24 protein-coding genes and 1 tRNA gene are annotated in these 21,331 nt (G+C 59.0%); 14 read left to right on the forward strand and 11 right to left on the reverse strand.

Annotation, left to right across the window (positions count from 1 at the left end):
• Nucleotides 1–18: 18 nt before the first annotated feature.
• Nucleotides 19–252: a hypothetical protein gene (locus ACQK2G_RS22745; RefSeq protein WP_425407327.1), complete on the reverse strand. Its 234-nt coding sequence runs from the start codon at nt 250–252 to the stop codon at nt 19–21.
• A 167-nt stretch (nt 253–419) separates the two neighbouring features.
• Between ACQK2G_RS22745 and ACQK2G_RS22750 the strand changes: the two genes are divergently transcribed.
• From ACQK2G_RS22750 to acs, 6 genes are all read left to right on the forward strand, one after another.
• Nucleotides 420–767 carry a TraR/DksA family transcriptional regulator gene (locus tag ACQK2G_RS22750; protein WP_425407328.1) on the forward strand — a complete coding sequence of 116 codons (348 nt, stop codon included), beginning with the start codon at nt 420–422 and terminating at the stop codon, nt 765–767.
• A gap of 73 nt (nt 768–840) precedes the next feature.
• Nucleotides 841–2,109 (forward strand): MFS transporter, encoded by a 1,269-nt coding sequence (locus ACQK2G_RS22755; protein WP_425407329.1) that lies wholly within the window; start codon nt 841–843, stop codon nt 2,107–2,109.
• A gap of 34 nt (nt 2,110–2,143) precedes the next feature.
• A complete protein-coding gene (locus tag ACQK2G_RS22760) occupies nt 2,144–2,566 on the forward strand; it encodes an EVE domain-containing protein (RefSeq protein ID WP_425407330.1) in 423 nt (140 codons plus the stop codon).
• Nucleotides 2,567–2,699: 133 nt separating this feature from the next.
• Nucleotides 2,700–3,263, forward strand: a complete 564-nt coding sequence (locus tag ACQK2G_RS22765) for a peroxiredoxin-like family protein (RefSeq protein ID WP_425407331.1) — start codon at nt 2,700–2,702, stop codon at nt 3,261–3,263.
• Nucleotides 3,264–3,418: 155 nt separating this feature from the next.
• Nucleotides 3,419–4,357, forward strand: a complete 939-nt coding sequence (locus ACQK2G_RS22770; protein WP_425407332.1) for an alpha/beta hydrolase fold domain-containing protein — start codon at nt 3,419–3,421, stop codon at nt 4,355–4,357.
• Nucleotides 4,358–4,578: 221 nt separating this feature from the next.
• Entirely contained in the window at nt 4,579–6,525 is a 1,947-nt protein-coding gene (gene acs / locus ACQK2G_RS22775) for an acetate--CoA ligase (protein ID WP_425407333.1), read from the forward strand.
• 80 nt (nt 6,526–6,605) lie between these two features.
• On the opposite strand, the gene ACQK2G_RS22780 is transcribed toward acs, so the two are convergent.
• Nucleotides 6,606–7,466, reverse strand: a complete 861-nt coding sequence (locus ACQK2G_RS22780) for a hypothetical protein (RefSeq protein ID WP_425407334.1) — start codon at nt 7,464–7,466, stop codon at nt 6,606–6,608.
• Between the two features lie 118 nt (nt 7,467–7,584).
• Between ACQK2G_RS22780 and ACQK2G_RS22785 the strand changes: the two genes are divergently transcribed.
• Complete coding sequence (locus tag ACQK2G_RS22785) at nt 7,585–7,833, forward strand: hypothetical protein (protein WP_425407335.1); 249 nt, start codon at nt 7,585–7,587, stop codon at nt 7,831–7,833.
• Nucleotides 7,823–8,857, forward strand: coding sequence for a sensor domain-containing diguanylate cyclase (locus tag ACQK2G_RS22790; protein WP_425407336.1), 1,035 nt, complete (start codon nt 7,823–7,825; stop codon nt 8,855–8,857). The genes ACQK2G_RS22785 and ACQK2G_RS22790 overlap by 11 nt, the downstream gene beginning before the upstream one ends.
• Here the strand turns inward: ACQK2G_RS22790 and ACQK2G_RS22795 are convergent.
• Nucleotides 8,830–9,657, reverse strand: a complete 828-nt coding sequence (locus ACQK2G_RS22795; protein ID WP_425407337.1) for a lysophospholipid acyltransferase family protein — start codon at nt 9,655–9,657, stop codon at nt 8,830–8,832. The genes ACQK2G_RS22790 and ACQK2G_RS22795 overlap by 28 nt on opposite strands.
• Before the next feature lie 209 nt (nt 9,658–9,866).
• Between ACQK2G_RS22795 and ACQK2G_RS22800 the strand changes: the two genes are divergently transcribed.
• Nucleotides 9,867–10,142, forward strand: a complete 276-nt coding sequence (locus tag ACQK2G_RS22800) for a hypothetical protein (protein WP_425407338.1) — start codon at nt 9,867–9,869, stop codon at nt 10,140–10,142.
• Nucleotides 10,143–10,165: 23 nt separating this feature from the next.
• Here the strand turns inward: ACQK2G_RS22800 and ACQK2G_RS22805 are convergent, their stop codons facing one another.
• A complete protein-coding gene (locus ACQK2G_RS22805; protein ID WP_425407339.1) occupies nt 10,166–10,921 on the reverse strand; it encodes an SAM hydrolase/SAM-dependent halogenase family protein in 756 nt (251 codons plus the stop codon).
• 97 nt (nt 10,922–11,018) lie between these two features.
• Here ACQK2G_RS22805 and ACQK2G_RS22810 point away from each other — a divergent pair, with 97 nt between their 5' ends.
• Nucleotides 11,019–11,885 carry a response regulator gene (locus tag ACQK2G_RS22810; RefSeq protein ID WP_425407340.1) on the forward strand — a complete coding sequence of 289 codons (867 nt, stop codon included), beginning with the start codon at nt 11,019–11,021 and terminating at the stop codon, nt 11,883–11,885.
• A gap of 86 nt (nt 11,886–11,971) precedes the next feature.
• On the opposite strand, the gene ACQK2G_RS22815 is transcribed toward ACQK2G_RS22810, so the two are convergent.
• Together ACQK2G_RS22815 and ACQK2G_RS22820 are read right to left on the reverse strand one after the other, a co-directional pair.
• A tRNA-Thr gene (locus ACQK2G_RS22815) sits at nt 11,972–12,047 on the reverse strand.
• A 542-nt stretch (nt 12,048–12,589) separates the two neighbouring features.
• Nucleotides 12,590–12,721 carry a hypothetical protein gene (locus ACQK2G_RS22820; RefSeq protein ID WP_425407341.1) on the reverse strand — a complete coding sequence of 44 codons (132 nt, stop codon included), beginning with the start codon at nt 12,719–12,721 and terminating at the stop codon, nt 12,590–12,592.
• Between the two features lie 496 nt (nt 12,722–13,217).
• Here ACQK2G_RS22820 and ACQK2G_RS22825 point away from each other — a divergent pair, with 496 nt between their 5' ends.
• The gene (locus ACQK2G_RS22825) at nt 13,218–14,735 is read left to right on the forward strand and encodes a M81 family metallopeptidase (protein ID WP_425407342.1); all 1,518 of its coding nucleotides are present in this window, start codon (nt 13,218–13,220) and stop codon (nt 14,733–14,735) included.
• A gap of 419 nt (nt 14,736–15,154) precedes the next feature.
• Here the strand turns inward: ACQK2G_RS22825 and ACQK2G_RS22830 are convergent, their stop codons facing one another.
• Nucleotides 15,155–15,466, reverse strand: coding sequence for a DUF2218 domain-containing protein (locus ACQK2G_RS22830; RefSeq protein WP_425407343.1), 312 nt, complete (start codon nt 15,464–15,466; stop codon nt 15,155–15,157).
• The gene (locus ACQK2G_RS22835) at nt 15,463–16,080 is read right to left on the reverse strand and encodes a PadR family transcriptional regulator (protein ID WP_425407344.1); all 618 of its coding nucleotides are present in this window, start codon (nt 16,078–16,080) and stop codon (nt 15,463–15,465) included. Before ACQK2G_RS22835 ends, ACQK2G_RS22830 begins: the two co-directional genes overlap by 4 nt.
• A gap of 281 nt (nt 16,081–16,361) precedes the next feature.
• Here ACQK2G_RS22835 and yghU point away from each other — a divergent pair, with 281 nt between their 5' ends.
• On the forward strand, nt 16,362–17,240 hold the full coding sequence (gene yghU / locus ACQK2G_RS22840; protein ID WP_425407345.1) for a glutathione-dependent disulfide-bond oxidoreductase: 879 nt from the start codon (nt 16,362–16,364) through the stop codon (nt 17,238–17,240).
• Between the two features lie 63 nt (nt 17,241–17,303).
• Here yghU and ACQK2G_RS22845 read toward each other — a convergent pair whose 3' ends face one another.
• Both ACQK2G_RS22845 and ACQK2G_RS22850 read right to left on the reverse strand, forming a co-directional pair.
• Nucleotides 17,304–17,702, reverse strand: a complete 399-nt coding sequence (locus ACQK2G_RS22845) for a hypothetical protein (RefSeq protein WP_425407346.1) — start codon at nt 17,700–17,702, stop codon at nt 17,304–17,306.
• Between the two features lie 135 nt (nt 17,703–17,837).
• Complete coding sequence (locus tag ACQK2G_RS22850; RefSeq protein ID WP_425407347.1) at nt 17,838–18,374, reverse strand: DinB family protein; 537 nt, start codon at nt 18,372–18,374, stop codon at nt 17,838–17,840.
• A 208-nt stretch (nt 18,375–18,582) separates the two neighbouring features.
• Here ACQK2G_RS22850 and ACQK2G_RS22855 point away from each other — a divergent pair, with 208 nt between their 5' ends.
• Nucleotides 18,583–19,086 carry a hypothetical protein gene (locus ACQK2G_RS22855; RefSeq protein WP_425407348.1) on the forward strand — a complete coding sequence of 168 codons (504 nt, stop codon included), beginning with the start codon at nt 18,583–18,585 and terminating at the stop codon, nt 19,084–19,086.
• Here ACQK2G_RS22855 and ACQK2G_RS22860 read toward each other — a convergent pair.
• A complete protein-coding gene (locus tag ACQK2G_RS22860; RefSeq protein ID WP_425407349.1) occupies nt 19,064–19,972 on the reverse strand; it encodes a LysR substrate-binding domain-containing protein in 909 nt (302 codons plus the stop codon). The genes ACQK2G_RS22855 and ACQK2G_RS22860 overlap by 23 nt on opposite strands.
• 169 nt (nt 19,973–20,141) lie before the next feature.
• Between ACQK2G_RS22860 and ACQK2G_RS22865 the strand changes: the two genes are divergently transcribed.
• Nucleotides 20,142–21,146, forward strand: coding sequence for a phytanoyl-CoA dioxygenase family protein (locus tag ACQK2G_RS22865; RefSeq protein ID WP_425407350.1), 1,005 nt, complete (start codon nt 20,142–20,144; stop codon nt 21,144–21,146).
• Nucleotides 21,147–21,331: the final 185 nt, after the last annotated feature.

Below are 21,331 nucleotides of genomic sequence, written 5' to 3' on the forward strand. Positions count from 1 at the left end.
AATTCCTGTGAGACGTCTCTAGGACGGGGAATGCCCCGCCTTGCGGAACACTTGTGCGATTGAGGCCGACGCCCGGTCGGCCGCTTTGCCGACGGAGCAGAAACCGGCGAAGAGCGCGTTACGGACCGCTTTGGAATGGAGTTGCTTTCCACGTTGGACGTAGAATGCGATCTCATCCATTGACGGATCGTCGGTCTGGCTGTTCTGGGGAATAGATTGCCCGGATAGGGTATTTTTGGTGAACTCTGACATTGGAAGACCTCCTTCTCAGTCGAAGTCGCGTTAGCGTGTCTTCCTCCCAAACGCGGTGTTCTTACCAATAATTTTGCACCGCACAAAAAATATAGGCTGAATTCGCTCCACAAGGCCAATACTTTTTTGCGTTGCAACATAATTTTTTCCAACCTGGGAACATACCGATGTCGGAACCCGCAGATCCCGCTGAATTCAAGGCTTTGCTGCTCGCCAGACGGCAGGAGTTGGAAGCACTGCGCCAGCAGAGCGAAGGCGCCCGGGCGGTGGTGACGCTGGATCAGCAATCCGTCGGGCGTTTGAGTCGAATGGACGCCCTGCAAGGGCAAGCGATGGCGCAGGAACAGGATAGAAGACGGGAATCGGAACTCGCCCGTGTTGATGCTGCGCTGCGCCGGGTCGAAACAGGTGATTTCGGGTACTGCATATCCTGTGACGAACCGATCGCGGAAAAACGTCTCCGTCTGGATCCGGCTATACCGACCTGTGTGGACTGCGCCGGCGGAGGCGGGTAAGCACAAACAAAACCGCGACGGCGATCCGGCGAGATCGGCGGCGGCCATCCTAACCCATTCCGGTTACTTCTCGATGATTGGATATTTCGGCTTCATTCGGGCCAATGCCCGTCTGCTCGGTTTCGGGGGACTGCTTTGTCTGGCCTCCAGCTTCGGTCAGACATTCTTCATTTCGCTCTTTTCGGCGGAGATCAGGGCGGAGTTCAGCCTGAGCGACGGAGAGTTCGGGGCGGTGTATTCGCTGGGCACGCTTGCCAGCGCGTTCTTGCTTCTATGGACCGGACAATTGATCGACAGGGTGGATCTTCGATTTTACATCGTTGCAGTATTTACCGGTCTGGGCTTGGCGGCTGTCCTGATGAGTCTGACCCATTCGGTCGTGCTTCTTGTGTTCATTGTCTTCCTGCTGCGTCAATGCGGTCAGGGGCTGCCCGGCCATACGGCGATGACGGCAATGGGTCGCTATTTCGACCAAGGCCGCGGCAAGGCGCTCAGCATCGCGGCGCTTGGATATCCGATCGGCGAGGCACTGTTGCCGCTGGCGGTCGTTGCCACTGTAGCGGCGATTGGTTGGCGGGAAAGCTGGGCTGGGATCGCGGCCGTCCTGGCGTTGGTGGTGGTGCCTCTTGCCCTGCTTCTGCTGGGCGACCAAAAGGCCCGGCATGGCGCTTATCTGGAACGGATGGAGACGGCGGAACGTGATGCCGCTGCGGGACGCGGTTCGGCGGAACGATCCTGGACTCGGGCGGAGGTCCTGCGCGACCCACGCCTTTATCTGGTTCTGCCCGGCCTGCTGGCGCCGTCCTTCATCTTTACCGGCCTGTTTTTCCACCAGATACTCATCATCGTCGACATCCAGGGTTGGTCGAAGACCGCGTTGGCGGCGTCTTATCCGATCTATGCGGTAACGACCGTGGCGGCATCGCTGCTCGCCGGCGTCGCAATCGACCGTTTCGGGGCGGCGCGCCTTCTGCCGTGGTTCCTTTGGCCTCAGATGCTGGCGGTGGTGGTGCTGATTTCCGGAACGGATCCGGTTCTGCTTATTCCCTACATGGTTCTGACCGGAGCGGGGACGGGCGTCACTCACACGCTTGCCAGCGCGTTCTGGCCGGAAGTTTATGGCCGGCGGCATTTGGGTGCTATCCGGGCATTGGCGACCGCTTTGATGGTGTTCTCCAGCGCGGCTTCGCCGGTGGCCATGGGGATCTTATTCGATATCGGTTTATCGCTGACGGCGGTCGGCTGGATGTTGATAGGTTATGCGCTGGTCGGCATTGCGCTTTGCACGATTGCGGCGCGTCTCTATCTTACTGCCGGTCGGTCAACGGCCACGGCGGCCTGACGGCGTTATGTACTATTCTTTCAAGGAGGCTTCGTTGAACTACTGGCTGATGAAATCCGAACCCGGAACCTGGTCGTGGGACGACCAGGTCAAGAAAGGCAAAGAGGGCGAGGGCTGGGACGGTGTTCGGAACTATCAGGCCTCCAACAATATGAAGGCGATGAAGATCGGTGACCGCTGTTTCTTCTATCATTCCGTGAACGAAAAACAGATTGTCGGCATCGTGGAAGTCATCGAGGAATATCACCCGGATCCGACGGATGCGAGCGGACGCTTCGGCATGGTCACCGTCATGGCGGTGAAGCCCTTCGAAAAACCGGTGACGCTGGCTGAAATCAAGGCGGAACCGAAGCTCGCCGAACTGTCGCTTATCAAGCAATCGCGCCTTTCCGTCATGCCGATCGACAAGGCTTCTTGGAAACTGATTTGCAAGATGGGCCAGACGGACCCGGCCTGAAGAGACCGCGACGGCTTCTTCATCACGCGGGCGTGATTTGGTTATTGGAACGATCGTTCTAGATTAATCTCCAACGTCAACGTATCGAAGGTCCCGAACCAAATAGGGTCGGGCCGTCCCAAAAGGAGTCTTCATGTCTCAGCAAGCCATTCTGTATCCGCGACAGCAAGTTCCCGCCCTGGAAGTGCCGCTGGTCGGCGGCGGCACCTTCAATCTGGCCGAGGAAAAGCCGGAAAACTTCACCATGGTGGTGTTCTATCGGGGCCTGCATTGTCCGATCTGCTCCATGTATCTGGCCGACTTGCACAACCGCCTGGATGCACTGACCGAGAAGGGTGTCAACGTCATCGTGCTCAGCTCCGACAATGAGGAGCGCGCGACCGAAGCGAAGGAAAAGTGGAAGTTGCCGAATTTGCGCCTGGGTTATGGCATCAGCCTGGATACGGCGCGGGAATGGGGGCTGTACGTCTCCACCGGCCGCGGCAAGACCTCCATCGGCGTTGAAGAACCGGCCCTGTTCTCTGAACCGGCGCTGTATCTGGTGCGTCCCAACGGTGAACTCTATTTCGGTACCGTTCAGACCATGCCTTTCGCGCGCCCCGCTTTCGGCGACATCGTCAAGGCGCTCGATTTCGTTATCGCCAATGACTATCCGGGCCGGGGCGAGGTGATCGACCACGCCGCCGCCGCAGAGTAGGCTCAAGCGTCCGTTTCACGCTGGTGAACGAAAAGCCGGTCGCCTCAAAGGCGGCCGGTTTTTCGTATCTGCTGTTTGCTATTTTCCTGGGAAACGACGCGTGCCAGAATTCCCCCATGGCAAGGGTTGATCTCTCATCCAGGCTTTCGGGCCAAATGAAGGACGCTTTGGCGGAGGAAGAGCGCATCGCCTCCACCGTCGCGGCCGAGCATGGCGGCGCGCCGGCGCCGGCCGATGTCGTCGGTCAGCGTCGACTGTACAATGCCAATCGGGCTTTCTGGAATGAAGGCGGACCGGCGATGGCTGACAGTGTGGACCTTTCTATCGATGGGGCCGGCGGAGATCTTGCCTTGCGGATCCACTATCCGGTGGAAGACCGTCCCCTGCCCGCCTTGGTCTTTCTGCATGGCGGCGGCTGGGTATTGGGCAATCTCGACACCCATGACAGGATCATGCGGCAACTCGCCGCCGATAGCGGCATGGCGGTCGTTGGGGTGGATTACCGGCTAGCGCCGGAAGCGCCATTTCCTTGCGCCAACGAAGACGCGGCTCTCGCGGTTCAATGGTTGGCGGAAAACGGCGGTAATTTCGGGCTGGACGTTGCCAGGTTGGCCATTGGGGGCGACTCCGCGGGCGCTGCGCTGAGCCTCGGCACACTTCATTATTTCAAAGACCGGCAACCGGACCTGTTGAAGGCGGGACTGCTCTATTACGGTGCCTACGGATTGCGCGACTCGCGCAGCCGCCGCCTATTCGGCGGCGCGGAAGACGGTTTGTCGCCGGAAAACCTCGCCTTTTTTCGCGATTGCCTACTGGCGCCGGGGGCTGCCAAACCTGACTGGCGCCTGGACTTGTTGTCGCGTGATGTGGCTGGGCTGCCGCCGCTGTTCATCGGGCCGGTGGAATGCGATCCGCTGCGGGATGACAGTGATGCGTTGAGTGAGCTCTGCGTCGATGCCGGGGTGCCGCATGATTATCAACTGTTCAAAGGCGTGCTGCATGGTTTCCTGCATATGAGCCGGATGATCGATACTGCCCGCGAGGCATTGGCGTTGGGCGGGACCTTCCTGCGCCGACATGTCGCGGCGGCTTAAGCGGAAAAACCCGGCTCTGGCCCATCTTATTCGTCGTTATCGTCCAGGAACCCGTTGAAATTGCGGCGGTGCGAAAGCATCATGCCACCGCGCCGCCAGTTCCGAGAGGCAGCCGGACAGTTGGGATGGCGTCATTTGACACATGACGGAGTCCGCAGACGGAGTCTGCGGGCGAAATGCCCGCGACCCGTATGCCTAATTAACGAGCAGGAGGGGACAATATGTTCGAAGTACACACCTTCCCGGTGCCGGAGGATGCCAAAGCACGCGCCCTGGTGACCAAGGATCAATACCAGGCGATGTACAAGAAGTCGGTCGAGGATCCGGAAGGTTTCTGGGCCGAGCATGGAAAACGGATCGATTGGATCAAGCCGTATTCCAAGATCAAGAATGTGAATTTCACGGCGCCTGACGTCTCGATCAAATGGTTCGAGGACGGAACGCTGAATGCCAGCGCCAACTGCATCGACCGGCATCTCGCCACCCGCGGCGACCAGGTCGCGATCATCTGGGAAGGCGACGAGCCGACGGACGACGCCAAGATCACCTACAACGAATTGGCGGATCATGTCGGCCGGCTCTCAAACGCGATGAAGGCCCAGGGCGTCAAGAAGGGCGACCGAGTTTGCATCTATATGCCGATGATTCCCGAAGCGGCCTATGCGATGTTGGCCTGCGCGCGGATCGGCGCCGTGCATTCCATTGTTTTCGGCGGTTTCTCTCCGGACAGCCTGGCCAACCGGATCCAGGATTCAGAATGCGTCATGGTCATCACCGCCGATGAGGGCGTGCGCGGCGGCCGCAAGATCCCGCTGAAAGCCAATACGGACAAGGCTCTGGAAACCTGCCCGTCGGTCAGCAGCGTTATCGTCGTTAACCGCACCGGCGGCGACATTGGCTGGAAGGACGGCCGAGACGTTTGGTACGAGGAGGTTACAGCGGCGGCGAGCCCCGATTGCCCGCCCGAGGAAATGAGCGCGGAAGACCCGCTCTTCATTCTCTACACGTCGGGGTCGACCGGTAAGCCCAAGGGCGTCCTGCACACGACCGGCGGCTACATGGTCTATGCCTCGATGACCCACCAATACGTCTTCGACTATCACGACGGCGATATCTACTGGTGCACGGCCGATGTGGGTTGGGTCACCGGACACAGCTACATCGTCTATGGCCCGCTGGCCAACGGCGCGACGACGCTGATGTTCGAGGGTGTTCCGAACTATCCGGATTCCTCGCGTTTCTGGCAGGTCTGCGACAAGCATCAGGTGAATACCTTCTACACCGCACCGACCGCTATTCGCGCCTTGATGCGCGAGGGCGAAGGCCCCGTGAAGTCGACAAGCCGTAAATCCCTGCGCCTGCTGGGATCGGTCGGCGAACCGATCAACCCGGAAGCTTGGATGTGGTATCACGAAGTGGTCGGCGATAAACGTTGCCCGATCGTCGATACCTGGTGGCAGACGGAAACCGGCGGCATCCTGATCACCCCGCTGCCCGGGGCGACCGATCTGAAGCCGGGGTCGGCCACGCTGCCCTTCTTCGGTGTCCAGCCGCAAATCGTCGACAATGATGGCAATCCGTTGGACGGCGCGACGGAGGGGAACCTCTGCATCACCGAATCCTGGCCCGGCCAGATGCGCACGGTCTATGGTGATCACGAACGTTTCGTGCAGACCTATTTCTCCACCTATAAGGGGAAATACTTCACCGGGGACGGCTGCCGCCGCGACGAAGACGGCTATTACTGGATTACCGGCCGTGTCGACGATGTCATCAATGTTTCCGGCCACCGGATGGGGACGGCGGAAGTCGAAAGCGCCTTGGTCGCCCATGACAGTGTGGCCGAGGCCGCCGTTGTCGGCGCGCCGCACGACATCAAGGGTCAGGGTATCTATGCCTATGTCACGCTGAATGTCGGAATCGAACCGACGGATGCGTTGAAGAAGGAGCTGGTACAATGGGTCCGGAAGGAAATCGGCCCCATCGCCAGCCCCGATTGGCTGCAATGGGCACCGGGCCTGCCCAAGACCCGTTCCGGTAAGATCATGCGCCGCATCCTGCGAAAGATTGCCGAGGATGAATTCGGTAACCTGGGCGATACGTCGACGCTGGCCGATCCGGGCGTCGTCGACGACTTGATCGACAACCGTCAGAACCGCACGCACTGACGGCGCGGCGAAGGATAGTAGACGCAGGGCGGCGCCTGTCTTGGCGCCGCCCTTTTTTTGCCCAGCATGTTTCCCGGGTGTCAAAGTTGTAAATGAATGTGATCGTCATGCCGGGCGGCGTTGCACCCTTGAAACCGTAATTTCGGATCGGACAAACCAAGTCGCCGCGTCAGATGGGGTTCGATGAACACTTTCTTGATGCGACCATCTTGCGCCAGCCATTGAAGGGCGAAGCGGGTTCTGTCAGCGTCAATGTCCCAATCCGGCCAGACGGGCTGCAGCCAATCCAAATCCCACCGCAGATCCAGCATGCGATTGCGACAAGGCGTCGGGCCTTGCTGAAAGGCGAAGTACCCAATCGGCGATCGCGTCTGCCCCGCCAAATACTCAGTACTTCCGTCCCGATAGAAGAGAGCGATATCCGCTTTCCGCCCGTCGTCATGCGACAGATGGGGAAGCAGGGGAAATCCGTTCCAGAATGGGAAGTTAGCGTCGAGAACCAGGGTCACCGTGCCGGGATGTGCTTCAGCTAGCGCCGTTGCCAAATCTGTCAGCGCAGCATGGAGGTCCGGGGTCACATAGTGTCTGTTTAAGGCGCATGTCGCCCAACTCCGAACGACGAGGGGGCTGTCATCGCCGCAGGCTAAGGGTATCCGTCCGAACACCGGGGCTGCCAATGAAGAGAGAACGCAAAGTAGCGCATAGGTGCCGAAAAAGACGAGCAGACGGTTCTTAAAGTTTACGGCGACAAGCCATGCCAATCCCCCGACCTGTGAGAGCACCGTCAGGGCGATAAATAGTCCAGAGTGAATCACAAACCGCACCATCGGGCCTTTCCGGAAAATGCGCGGGCAGATGAAGTAAACGTCGCTTCGGACGCTGTACAAGAAATTGGCGAATGCGTTCTGTTTCTTTTCAGCATCTGAGTCGGGCGGCATCATGACGGATGCATGCAGAAAAAGCGAAACGTTGCAGAAGTGGTGTGGTTTTACGCAATCGCATTAGCCATTTGTTAATCAAAAACTAATATAATTTTATGGAACCTCAGGGAGTTCCAGTGTGCAAGAAAACCCCAGCAAGTACGTCGAGGCGTTTGCCGGCAAATATCCGGGCCAGGACACTCCGGAATGCCTCAAGGAAAACATGGCACGGCACCAACACCATCTCTCCACCCTTGCGACGTCCTTGATCGCGAAAGGGTGCAATGAGGAGACGATCGTGCGGAGCCTTGAGGTCGCGTTCCAGTCCTATCAGGCGGAGCTTCTGGATTCGATCATGGCATTGCGGGAGGGCGCTGATGAAAGCTGATCGCAAGCGGCTCGACGAAGCGGCACGGATCCGTGCCCTTCACCGCTATGACGTTCTTGATACGGAGAAGGAAAAGCCTTTCGAAAAGATCGTCGGCCTGGTGCAACAGATCCTGAATGTGCCGATCTGCGCTGTCAGTCTCGTGGATACGGAGCGGCAGTGGTTCAAAGCCCAGCGTGGCTTGAGTGTCTGCGAAACGACACGAGACATCTCCTTCTGCACGCATGCCATTCGCGATTACCAACCGTTCCTCGTTCGGGATGCGAAGTCCGACCAACGATTCTCGGATAATCCACTGGTGGTCGGCCCGCCGAATATCGGCAGTTATGCCGGTGTCCCTTTGACGACGCCCGAGGGGTACAATGTCGGTACCCTCTGCGCGATCGATACGGAACCGAGGGAATTCCCTGAGAACGAGGTCGAGATACTGAAAAATTTCGCGAGCCTCGTCGTCGATGAACTCGAACTGAGAATGACGGCGTCGACGGATGCGCTGACAGGTGCGATGACCCGTCGGGCCTGGACGGAGCTTGCGGAAGATGAGACGAAGCGGTCGCGGGCGCAACAGCAGGATCTAACGGTTGCGCTGCTGGATATCGACCATTTCAAGGCCGTGAACGATACCTACGGGCATCCGACCGGTGACCGTGTCATCCAGGCTGTGACGGATATCTGCGCGGATGCGCTGCGACCCGGTCAGCGCATAGGCCGGATCGGAGGCGAGGAGTTCGCCATTCTGCTGCCCGAATGCGGGCTGGTCCCATCATTACGGATCGCGGAGACTTGCAGAAGCCGGATAGAGAATATGGTTATCGCCGACGAAAGGGGGACACCTCTGTCCGTCACATGCAGTTTCGGCGTTGCCGGATTGAATGGTGATGTCGATTCTCTCGCCACTCTGATGCAACGAGCGGATTATGCGCTCTATACCGCCAAGGCGAATGGTCGGAACCGCGTCGAGCAGTTCAGGTCCGGCTCTTGGTCGAAATATGAAGATCAATCCTCCACGTTCGCCAGCGCGTAAACCCGTTGCCGAAGGTCTTCCAGCAGTTGATGGCGGTCGTTGATTCCCGGTAAATCGCCCGCATGAACCGGTTCGCCGATGCGGACCGTGACGTCGCTGCCGATCCGCCGAGCCAACTCATACATGAGCAATGCCTCGCGCCATGCTTCGCCGATCCTGCTGGCGAGATGGAAGCGCCACGAATTCTGACCTTCGAAATATATCGGCAGGATTGTGGCGTTTGACCGCTGGATCATGGTGGAGACGAACAGCTTCCAGGGGGCGTCCGTCGCCGGGCCGAAGATTTTCTCAGCGGTAGAGACCCGGCCCGCCGGGAAAATGATGACGGCGCCGCCGTCAGCGAGATGCCGCAGAGCGGCTTGGCGAGCAGCGACATTGCTGCGCAGGGCGGTGCTGGCCCCCTCGAAATGAATTGGCAGCAGATATGGGCGCAGTTCAGGCGCGCGATCGAAGGTCGCATGCGCCATCAGTTTGATGTCGTTGCGGCGTTGACTGACGAGGTGACAGGCGCTCAATCCGTCCAGCACGCCGAAGGGGTGGTTCGACACGACGATGAGCGGACCTTTCGCCGGCAATTTGCGCAGCTGCTCCTCATCTACATCCAAGCCGACGCGAAGGCGGTCTATTGCTTCCTGCCAGAACGGGCGGTCGCTACCGCCCTGTCGGCGATAGTCGTCATAAAGCCGTTTCAGTCTTGGCTGGCCGGAAATTTTCTCGACTGCCCTTATCAGCGAACGCCGCAGGACGGGATCGCCGTCCGTGGCGTAGGAGATGGTCGGATTCTCGGTAACGTCGGTCATCGCAAACTTGTTCGTTGGGCGGCTGGACTAATCGCAAGCGCTTACCAACCGAGAATGACAGGCGGATGACGGAATGATGGTATTTCCATGCGGGGGAGCATCTAAACGCCTGATCATTAATTGCTTATTAGTAATTGGCTGGATAGGGTCCGGCCGCGGAGGCGCATGGGGGTGTAATCGACGCAACGTGGCAAAAAGGGGCCTTGATAATGGCCAAGACGCAATCAAAGGCCGACAAGCTGGCCGCTTTGCGGGACGAGCGAAAAAAGCAGATGGATCTGTACAAGCGCCTGCCCAATCAAAAAGACAAGGCCGCTCAGGAGATCGCCGGTCGCATACATGCGATCGACAAAGACATCGCCCGTGTGTCGGAAGCACCTGTGAAATCCGCGGGAACGCCATTATGGGTTTGGCTGCTGCTTGCCATCGCGGCGGGCGGATTGGCTTGGGCCGGCACCTATTATGGCGGCATGCTGGCCGGTTGATCTTTTTTGACGGGCAAGCCCGTTCAGGCGTATCGGACACTTTCCCCGATGGTCATCGCGAAACGGTCTGCTGCTCTGCCCTTGTTGACCGCGATTTCCACCAGACCCATCGAATTCTCATACCAGAAGCCGCGGCCGTCCCGGTCGTCGCCGAAGGTGTTTGAGCGGGCTAGCGATACATCCCCGACGATAATCCGGCTGTCTGGCGGAAGGGTTGCCGCCCTTCGGCCCAGCACGCAGTTCCCGAAGCCGTCTATGTAGATCACCTCATCAATGTCATCGGCCCAAGGTGGCGTTACCGACGGTCCGCGAATTTCCTCGGCGAGGCCGTTCAATAACGGGGTGCCTTCGGGCTTACCGCTCGAAAGGCGAGTAGCGAGCTGGGCGGCGACGGGCGCGAACAGGTCCCGACCGTGAAAACTGGCCGACATATTGTCCGGTCGCCAGGAAATCCTGAACCATTCGGGTTCGTTGCAGCGGCGGGCCGTGATCGAGAGCAACCCGTTATCCGGACCGACGAAGAACCTGTTTCCCGCTTTCAGCACGATGGCGTCGCGATCGGTTCCGACACCGGGATCGACGACGGCGACACAAACGGTCCACTCGGCCATATAATCCGTCAATGCGGCCAGCATGTAGGCCGATGCCGTAGGGTCGTGGGGCGGTGCGTCGTGCATCAAATCGATGGTCGGTATAGTGTTTGCATACTTGGCCACCGCAGCGTGCATTTGACCGACATAAGGGCCGAGCCAACCGAAATCAGTGAAAAACAGGATCATTTATGTGTCCATCGGTTCAATTATCCGCGCGCCGTCGATCAATTGATTGGCCCAAATCCTGCAGCGATGTGCGCTGGATGTGAAGAGTGCAGAGGTAATGCAGTACAGCGTTCTGGCAAAAATTGACCATCAAGGCGGAAGCGGCGCTGATGCAGTGGAACGCGGGCGTGTGCTTCTGGTGGACGATGGTGAAACAAATCGCATGATCGCGAAAGCGATGCTGCGGCGTGCCGGATTCATCGTGGATGAGGCCATAGACGGCGCCGAAGCCGTAGACCTGGCCCTGCAGTGCAACTATGCGGCTGTGCTCATGGATGTTGCCATGCCGGTAATGGATGGCGTGGCGGCGACCCGCGCCATTCGACAACTGCCAGCGCCGAATTGCGACGTGCCGGTCATTGCATTGACGGCACATGACACACCGACGGACAGGATGCGATGCCTGGAAGCGGGCATGGACGACTACATAGCGAAACCTCTCCGCTACGTTGAACTGGTTCAGGTGCTGGAACGCAACGCGCGTCCGGTGGAAGAAATCGAGCAGGCATCGACCAAGGAGAAAAATGCCGGAGTTGAGGATGGTGAGACTGTCGAGGTCGAGGGTCTCGGCCAAACCGTACTCATTCAGGGCGACAAGCTCGCGCAATTGGAGGAGGATGCCGGGCCTGAGGCGATGAGGGATCTCATTGTCATGTATCTGGGTGAAGCGGACCGGTTAACCGTTGCGCTTTCAAGCGCGGATGAGACGGTGTCCGGGAAGGACCGAAGTCGTTGGGCGCATTCCCTGAAGAGCAGTTCGGCCTCATTCGGTGCCAGGGCGATGGAACTGACGGCGGCAATCCTGGAAAAGGCTTACGAGAATGGCGATTTCGCCAGGGCTGAGCTTTTCCTTCGCCAACTGCCTGCGCTTGGAGAGCTAACGGTTCAGGCATTTTCCAAACGCGGTCTCGGTCGTCCGCAATAGCCTGGAAATAGACGCGTGCGGTATGGCGACGCTACCATACGCTGCCTGTTCCGGTATCAATGTCATCGGGAAATCAATCTGGGCGGTGGTGCCGGCTGCGTGACTCGAACACGCGACCCCATCATTACGAATGATGTGCTCTACCAACTGAGCTAAGCCGGCCCGTCGCGACCGCTCTGATATTGCGGCAGGCGTGAGACTGCAAGCCTTTTGTCAGTCTCAGAGAGCAAAAACCGCCGGTTCACCCTTGCGCGGCGGCGACGGAACGGGCATCCGCGGGAAAAAAGTCGCAATGACGGCCAAAAAACTACTCTGGTGTGACTGGCGTCACTTCTTCATGGACAGCGGCCGGGTAGGGTGAGCGTATCAAAAGGGTTCTTTCGCTAGCCGATTTTCGGTGAGAAGTTTCTTCCCTTTTGCCTCTTACTCTCCCTCGCCTTAGACGGCCCGGATATCCTCCGGGCCGCTTTTTTCTTTATTCCGAAGCCCTGTAATCCTTGGCGAAATGCGAGAAAAAATCGCAAATTAAATTGCATATTGCGAACATCTTTGGGTGCCACTGGTTGTTTTCGCACTCATCACGCAGGTCAAACGGATCTGCGTCTGTTTGCCTGCTCCTTGCCAAGTGCCTATAATATGCTCCCAACGCGAACCGGCCGGATTGACGACGATTCGGTGGTCGGACGGTAAATAAAAACCTTCAACTAGGCGGGTGCCACGTGATCCAACTGGACGGGTCGACGGAACTTGATGCGATCCTTGATGGCGTTTTCAAACCGGCGCGCCGGGAAGAAAGGCGTCAGCAGCAGCGTCATGTCCGTGGCTTCACGAAACATCACCCATTGCTGACGTTGAACTATCCGGGCGCAAGTCACGATGCTGCCGCTGAGACTTCGGCCAAGACTAACCTTCCCGGACCTGGGGCGCCGACCAAGGTAGCGACGACCGAAGATCTGATCAGAACCGGTCACGCCGATGGAAGGGTGATCAACCCTCCGCCCCCGGAAAGGCCCAACCCCGAGGAGGATCCGGCGGCCGATCTTTACGGATTGGGGTACGTGCCCACTTCGCACCGGATCTGGTCGGACGGCAAATGACCGGCGGCGACGTCGCGCGAAGAGACTTTCAGACATCAAAGGCCGGAAGGTCTTTCAGTTCACCGCACATGTCACCGAATGACGTGCGTGCCGCGGTCGTAGACGCCCAAACCGGGGATCCGGCATTGAGAGGGATGCGGTCGGCTCAATTGGCCTGGCGACCTGCCTGGGCGATCCGCAGCCGCCGCGGCGCCCTGTCTGCACTGTTGGATTGGATCTTCCCGAAAGTTTCGTGATGTCGCATCGCATTCTGATTGCCAAATTCGCCCATGAGACGAACAGGTTCTCGAACCGACCGACGGGATTGGAAGAATTCCGCACCAATTTGCTGTATATGGGGCCGGAAATCGTAGACAGGCTGCGCGGAACGAATTCGGAGATTGCCGGATTTATCGATATTGCCGAGATCGAAGGCTGGCAGATCGTCCCGACTGTCGCGGCCAATGCCGGACCCAGCGGAATTGTCACCGCGGAAGCGGTACGTTTCGTTACGGATGCAATCCTCACCGGACTGGACGAGGGACCCGTCGACGGGGTGCTTCTGGCGCTGCACGGGGCAATGGTGACCGAGTTGTCCGATGACGGCGAAGGCGCTTTGTTTGGAGCGTTGCGCGAAAGATTGGGGCCTGACGTTCCGATCATGGCGACGCTTGATCTGCACGCCAATGTCACCGACGCAATGGCGGAGCGGGTGACGGCGCTTTTTTCGTATCGAACCTATCCGCATGTGGATATGCGGGACCGGGGTGCCGAGGCCGGGCGTCTTCTGGCGCGATGTCTCGCCGGCGAATGCCGCCCGGTGACGGTGGTGTGTCGGGCACCGCTTCTCGTCGGCTGCGATGACGGACGGACAACCAATGCCGGCGGGCAAATGCTCGATCACTTGGCGGCGGCACGTAGATTGGAACAGGAAGAGCCCGGCTTGTTGACGGTGTCGGTCAATGCGGGGTTCGTCGACGCGGATATTGACGTGGCCGGCCCGAGCGTGACGGTGACGGGAGATGGAGACTCGCCGCGCTGGCGCGCGTTGGGCGACGGTATCATGGCCGAAATCTGGCGCCGACGAGATGAGTTCAGTGTCGAAATACTCTCCCCGGAAAAGACGATCGAGAAAGCGTTACACAGTCGCGGAAAAAAAGACTCCGGTCCGGTCGTGATCGCGGATTACGCGGATAATCCCGGGGCAGGCGCTTATGGGGACGCGACGCGTCTGCTGGAGGAGATGTTGGCCGCTGGCATTGCGGATGCTGCGTTCGGAGGTTTGTACGATCCGAAATCGGCCTCGGAGATGCATAAGGCCGGAATCGGCGCTGAATTGACGTTGTCGCTTGGCGGTAAAACCGAGCCTTCCCGTGGCGGGGGGCCGCTAACCCTGACGGGAACCGTCGCCGCGCTTGGGGACGGGAAATTCGTTTATGAGGGGCCAATGCTGACCGGTGTCACGGGCGATCTGGGTCCATGCGCCTGTTTCCGCGTCCCGGCCGGCGACGGGGTGATCGACATTCTGGTCGCGTCCAACAATGTGCAGATGCTGGACCGGGCACTGTTCCGTTCGGTTGGGATACAACCGGAGGAGAAACGTTTCCTGGCGGTAAAATCCCAACAGCATTTCCGCGGTGCCTTCGGTCCGATTGCTTCCGAAATTCTGGTGTGTGATACGGGTGCGATGAGCTCGGATGACTTGTCCTACCGAACATTCAAGCATGTCCGACGCCCGATCTACCCGCTCGACCAGGTGGGCTATTCCGGTTGAGCGGCCGATAGGAACCAGTTGCCCGTCACAGTCATTTCTTCAAACGAAAACCGAGTAGAAGTCCGGTGCTTTCCGTGCCGGCATTGCCGGCATTGGCGGCAAGGGAGGCCAGGGAGTCGTCCGGCGACCGGACCGTTAACCCCGCCGGTTCTACCATACATGAAGGGTGAAAGGCACTGGCCGCACGTGACTCAGCCATTCGTGCGTGCGGTGAAACGCGAAGGTTGTCCAGTGAAAGAACAGCTCGACTCCCGAATTCGTGGAAAAGAGAAACGGGCCTGTTGTGAGAGGGGTCCCATAGCGATTGAGCGGGGGATTCAACAGCGCTCTCCCGGTTTGCTCGATTGGGGTCGAAGTTCCACCGATCAACCGCTTCCTCCCGGATTTGGCGTTGGGCCGTGATTCTTGTGCGGTTTACGTCAAACTCGCTGCCAGGCAATCTGCATGTCTTCCCGGAAAGCGAAGCGCTCCAGATGCCGCGCGGCCACGCCCTCCAGATTTTCCAATCCCTCGTTGTCGGGGGCGGAGACCAGCATCGTCAGCGCGGCTTCGTCGGCCTGCAACCGGCAATCGCCGCCGGGAAAGGATATGTGGCCGGCCTGGCTGTCAAAGGTGACCGGAATCTTATGGCCGAAATGCTTGCAAAGCTGTTGCAGATAGCGGCTCGCCTTCTCCGTCCGGATCACGGCCCTGCTTTCAATCGGCTGTTTGATCGATGTTTCATTCGTCATTCACATTTCTCCACGTTCTGGGCCGCCGCGTCGATTGCGGCGGCAATGGCGTCGATCGTATTTTCGTTCATCTCTCCCTGCCGTAACCGAAGTCGAAGCGCCGTTTTCAAATTTTCCATTGCCCGAATGACCGGTGCTGGCACGTATCCGGGAGGGCCGCCGGATTGTCCCGCACGGGCGAAGAGACCGTCGGCCTCTTGCTTTTTCAGTTTCAGGAATTCGGCGCCGTCCTTGGTTATGCGATACAATTTGCGGCCGCCCTCCTGTGGGTCGACCACTGCGTATCCCATGTCTTCCAACCAGGAGAGCGTCGGATAGATGACTCCCGGACTTGGGCTGTAGGCGCCTGCGAAACGATCTTCGATGGTCTTGATCAATTCGTATCCATGGCTGGGGCCGTCCGCGATCAACGCGAGGATGAGCAGCCGCAGCTCCCCATAGTCGAAGAGGCGTCCGCCACGGCGTCCTCCGCCGCGATGACCGTGTCGATGTCGGCCCGGTCCCTTTCCACCTTCTCCGGTGACGTCACCCGCCGTGTCGAGTCCGTCCTGACCATGTTTGCGTCCCCGGTGGCCCGAATGCCCGCCGCGTCCGCCATGCCGTTTTTCATTCATACGATTATTCCTTTCTCAAATAGCAATAAATTTCGATATAGGACTCGATATATCGAAAAACAAGATATATCGAGATATATTTTTATGATCGCGCGCTCATGAGTTTCGCGAAGAGGGGCAAGACCGCAGAGTGCTCTATCCATACCATCCGCCCGGATGGCGGGGTTTCATTTGTCGCTCACGAAAAAGACACCGTTGCGTGTCATTGCCTGCTATCGAAAAATACCGATCCAGGCCTAAATTGGTCGCAACGATCAAATCCGGTACGGAGAGGCACGAAAATGACACAACAGGACGAATACACGCCGCCCAAGGTTTGGAAGTGGGACAACCAGGATGGCGGCAAGTGGACCAGCACGAACAGGCCGATTGCGGGTCCTACACATGAAAAGGAATTGCCGGTCGGCAAGCATCCGATGCAGCTCTACTCATTGGGCACGCCGAACGGCCAGAAGGTCACGATCATGCTGGAGGAGTTGCTCGCGCTGGGTGAAAGCGGCGCGGAATACGACGCCTGGCTGATCAAGATCGGTGACGGCGACCAATTCGGCAGCGGGTTCGTCGACATCAATCCGAATTCCAAAATCCCGGCACTGCTGGACCGGTCCGAGAATCCGTCGGTGCGGGTCTTCGAATCAGGTTCCATTCTGGTGTATCTGGCCGAAAAATTCGGTCATTTCCTGCCGACCGAGCGGGCCGCGCGGACGGAGGTCCTGAACTGGCTTTTCTGGCTTCAGGGATCGGCCCCCTATCTCGGCGGCGGGTTCGGACACTTCTACACCTACGCGCCGGTGAAATTTCAATATCCGATCGACCGGTTCGCGATGGAGACGAAGCGCCAGTTGGATGTTCTGGACCGTCGCCTGGCCGAAACACGTTTCCTTAGCGGGGACGAGTATTCGGTCGCCGATATCGCGACCTGGCCCTGGTACGGAAACCTTGCGCGAGGGGCGCAATACGGGGACGCGGGAACCTTCCTGGAAGTCCAATCCTATGAAAATGTCCAACGCTGGACCAAGGAAATCTGGGATCGTCCCGCCGTTCAGCGCGGACGCAAGGTCAACAAGCTTTCAGGCGAACCCTGGGAACAGCTCCACGAACGCCATGACGCGTCCGACTTTGACACCAAGACCCAGGACAAGTTGGAAGCGGCCGAGTAGCCGCACACGAATGGGACAACCGCGCCGCTTTCCGCCATCATCGGTGGAGTGGCGCCCCATTGTTTAGCGCGGCCGGTGTTGCGTGTCCTTCCCGGCGGTGATGAACAGCGCAGTGGCGTTATCGTCTATATCAGCCGTGTGCCACACGCCGGGCGCGTTGATCGCATATTCCCCGGGACCAAGCGTGATCGTGGTAACCTGCCCGTCGGGACCCTCCTGATGCAGGGTCATTGATCCCTCGGTGCACAGAACGACCTCCGCCCCTGCCGGATGCATCTCCCACATCGGCCAGGGGGCGGAAAAGCTGTGCATCGCGACGATACGCGCCTCTGCGCCGTCCGCAGCGTGGCGTGTTTGGTAATCCTCGTACCAGGACATATCGCCGGTAAAGGCGGTTTCAGAGACCGCCGTCGCGCCCAACCCCAGATGAATCGGATGAACGGAGATATTCTTTCCGTGCATTTGATGGGTCCTTCCAGCAGATCAAAGGTCCGCGGGCGGTAGCCCGCAAAGGGTACGACATGGCGCGAAACGCTAGCATGATACTGCCATTGCGACAAAGCGGGGCAAGCGGGCGAGGATCCAAGGGGCCGAGGATCATGGCACCAGGGAAGGATCGGTCCGGACCAGGTCGGGCCAGACATCGCGCAGAAAAACGGTCAGATCGTTTGCCTGCCCGCTCACCCGGAATGGAAAGATCAGTGTACTGACGAACCCGCGGTGGTAGGTGGCATGGTTGACGAGATGCAGGAGAATTTCCTCCCGCGACATCGATCCTTGCCCGCCGCCTATGAAGGTGAAGCGAACAACATCCTTCAAATCGGTTGGGTCCATCCGATCGGACAGATCGACATAGAATGCGTTCAGCGCGCGAAGCTCTTCGGCGACCATGGCGAAGGACCGGTTCTTCGTCGGATGACGGGATGTGAAGTCATGCGGGCGTCCTTCGAGATGGGCGCGGAAAACCTGCCCGACCAGCAAGACGTGATCGAACGTGCCATTGATGCTGCCGAATAGTGTGTCCCGCTGTGCGGTCAGTTCCGGGACCGGCAATTGCTCCGCGTTGCGCAGCATGACATCGTCGGCCCAAGCCATGTAGCGGGTCAACTTCCGCATCAGCGCCTTGTTTCCCATGTTCACCTCCGTACCTCGCGTCCAAACATGGTGCATCGCGTGACGCTGACGGCAAGGATGGGATTGTCCTGGTGACAATTTTTCCAACCGGTCCGATGACTCCCGCGTTATCGAATCATACAAGCAGGCAAACGGTTTACGCCCATGCATTCTTGCCGCACACTCCGAAACGGATCTGGAGAGTGGTCGGATATCGGGATCTTTGCCGATGAAGAAATCGCAACGGCGCGCGCCGGACATTATTGATATCGAAGCGTCCGGCTTCGGCCCGGACAGCTATCCGATCGAAGTCGGGCTGGCGCTGGGCGACGGGTCGAAATTCTGTTCCCTGATCCTGCCGGTGGAGGATTGGACCCATTGGGATGAGGCAGCGGAACGAATTCACCGTATTCCGCGCGATATCCTGGAAGATCACGGCAAACCGACGGCGGTCGTGGCGCGGGAGTTGAACGCGCTGCTGAAAGGAAAGACGGTCTATACAGACGGATGGGTCGTCGACAAACCCTGGCTGATCGATCTTTTCCACAAAAGCGGTGTTGAGCCGGAATTCGAGATCAGTGCGCTCGAGATGATCCTATCGGAAGAACAGATGCAGTGTTGGCACGATACCAAGGATGCGGTCCTCGCCGAACTCGGCGAACGCCGTCACCGCGCCAGCTTCGACGCCTATGTGGTTCAGCAAACCTGGCTCAGGACACTGGAGCAGGCATAGCCGTCTCAAGGTCCTTGATCCACCGTTCGAACAGCAGGGCCTCAGGCTTCCTTTGTTCCGGCCCCCTCGGGCGCAGAAGATAAACGCCCTCCTGCGGGTGGACCCTGCTCGGCGACGCAATCATCAATCGACCGTGTTCAATATAGGGCTTGGCGAAGCGCTCGTGGATCAATGCGACCCGTTTCGTCGCCACAGTCAGTTCCGCTGCGGCAATCGATGAATCAACCCTAATGTCGGATTTCCGCCGCGGCCGCTCAATGCCTTTTGCGGCAAAGAACCGGCCCCAGTAATCTTCCGTCCCCATCACATGGACAAGGCTGCAGCCTGCCAATGTTTCGGGGCTCGCCGGCATGGTTATCGCCGTGCCCGTGGACGGAGAACAGACCGGCACAAGGGGGTCCCGGAACAGCAGTTCCGCGTCAAACCCCTCCCAACTTCCCTGGCCGATCCTGAATTCCACATCAGCCTCGCCGGTCGCATTGCGCTCGACCCATATCGAACTGGACAGGTGTATCTCGACATGCGGGAAATCCGCCTGAAACCGGTCCACCAGAGAAGACAGCCACAACACCGTGTAGCTGATCGGCGCGCGAATGTTCAGGACCGTCCGTCCGGTTTGGCCGAAGACGCCGGCGGTTGCGCTCGATATCTCTTCGAAAGCGCTGCGAACCGTCGGCAGATAGGCCTTTGCGGATTCGGTTAGGCGCAGGCCGCGGGGAAGCCGTTCGAACAGGGGACAGCCAAGGTGGCTTTCAAGCCCGCGCACCCGGTGGCTGACGGCGGATTGCGACAGGTTCAATTCCTTTGCGGCCGTGGCGAAGTTCTCGTGGCGGGCGGCGGCCTCGAAAGCCTGTAAGGCCGGCAATGACGGCAGTTTCCGTTGCATCAGGATGGTCCTTGGACAAATAGGCACGAACAGTAAGACCCCTTACGCCCCTAAGAATGCGTTTGTTTGGCGTCAAACTCAATCTCAGTATGCCTGAACGGGCAGTCCTTAGGACGATAGGCGGCGGCGCCATTGACAAAGGATGCGCAACCCTGCGGAGGTCGCGAGCATGAGTGAAGAGAATATCCCTCCCGTCATAGACGCGGAGCAGAAGGAATTTTTCGAGGAGAACGGGTTCCTCGCGATCGACCAGTTGGTGCCGCCGGACGATCTGTTACCGATCGAAAACGAATATGCAGATCTGCTGGACCGCCTGGCCCACAGGCTGTTTGCGGAGGGCAAGGTAAGCAGCCGGTATGACGGGCTGGCCTTCGGCGACCGGTATGGCCGGTTGGTCGGCGAATTCCCGGATCTGCACCGGTTCTTCAACATTTCCCTGCCCTTGCTGAATGGCGGAATCGATCCGGATACCTTTCGCATGCATAGCGGCCCTGCCGTCTTCGGTCTGCTGTGCCATCCAAGGATATTGGACGTGGTGGAGGCCTTCATCGGGCCGGAGATCAGTTCCAGCCCGGTACAGCAGATGCGTATGAAGCCGCCGGAAAAAGACCTCAGGTCGGAAGTGTCCGGTCATTCCAATATTGGTGCGACGACATGGCATCAGGATATCGTCGCGCTGCTGCCGGAGGCGGACGATACGGCGCAGCTGACGGTCTGGCTGGCGATCACCGAGGCGACAATCGAAAACGGCTGTCTGGCCTCTATCCCAGGATCGCACCGCGATGGGGGACGGGTTCATTGCGCCAACGCGAAACTAGCCTCGGAACCGCACGTGCCTGAACATACACTTCAGGGCCGGGACCCGGTTCCTCTGCCGGTTGGCAAGGGCGGCGTCGTCCTGTTCCATAAGATGAATGTCCACCGGGCCTATCCCAATCGTTCAAATGGCCTGCGCTGGAGCATGGATCTGCGGTATCACCCGACCGGGCAAGCCTCGGGTAGGCCGGCCTTTCCAGGCTTTGTGGCAAGAAGCCGCGCGAACCTGGACGAGGTCCTGCGCGACCCGTCCGAATGGTCTCGCTCCTGGGGCCGCGCCAGGGATGACATTCTGTCAGGTCGGTATCGGGGCCGGTTGTTCGAAGACACGCGCTGGGCCGATGTCGCCGTGTGCTGACGGCGCGACGGGTGTTTTGAACTGCTGCATATCGGATTCTGGTCGTGGCCTGGGCCGCGGTCCTGAATAACAACGCGATCTGCCGGAGGGCCATGAGCGGCCAACCGCAGTCGTTGCCTGCCCGCTGAACGAGTTGCTGAAGGCACAGATGCAGCGCTGGCACGATACCTAGGATGCGGTCCTCG

The sequence above is a fragment of the Hwanghaeella sp. genome (assembly GCF_965227365.1).
GTDB lineage: Bacteria > Pseudomonadota > Alphaproteobacteria > UBA8366 > Aestuariispiraceae > Hwanghaeella.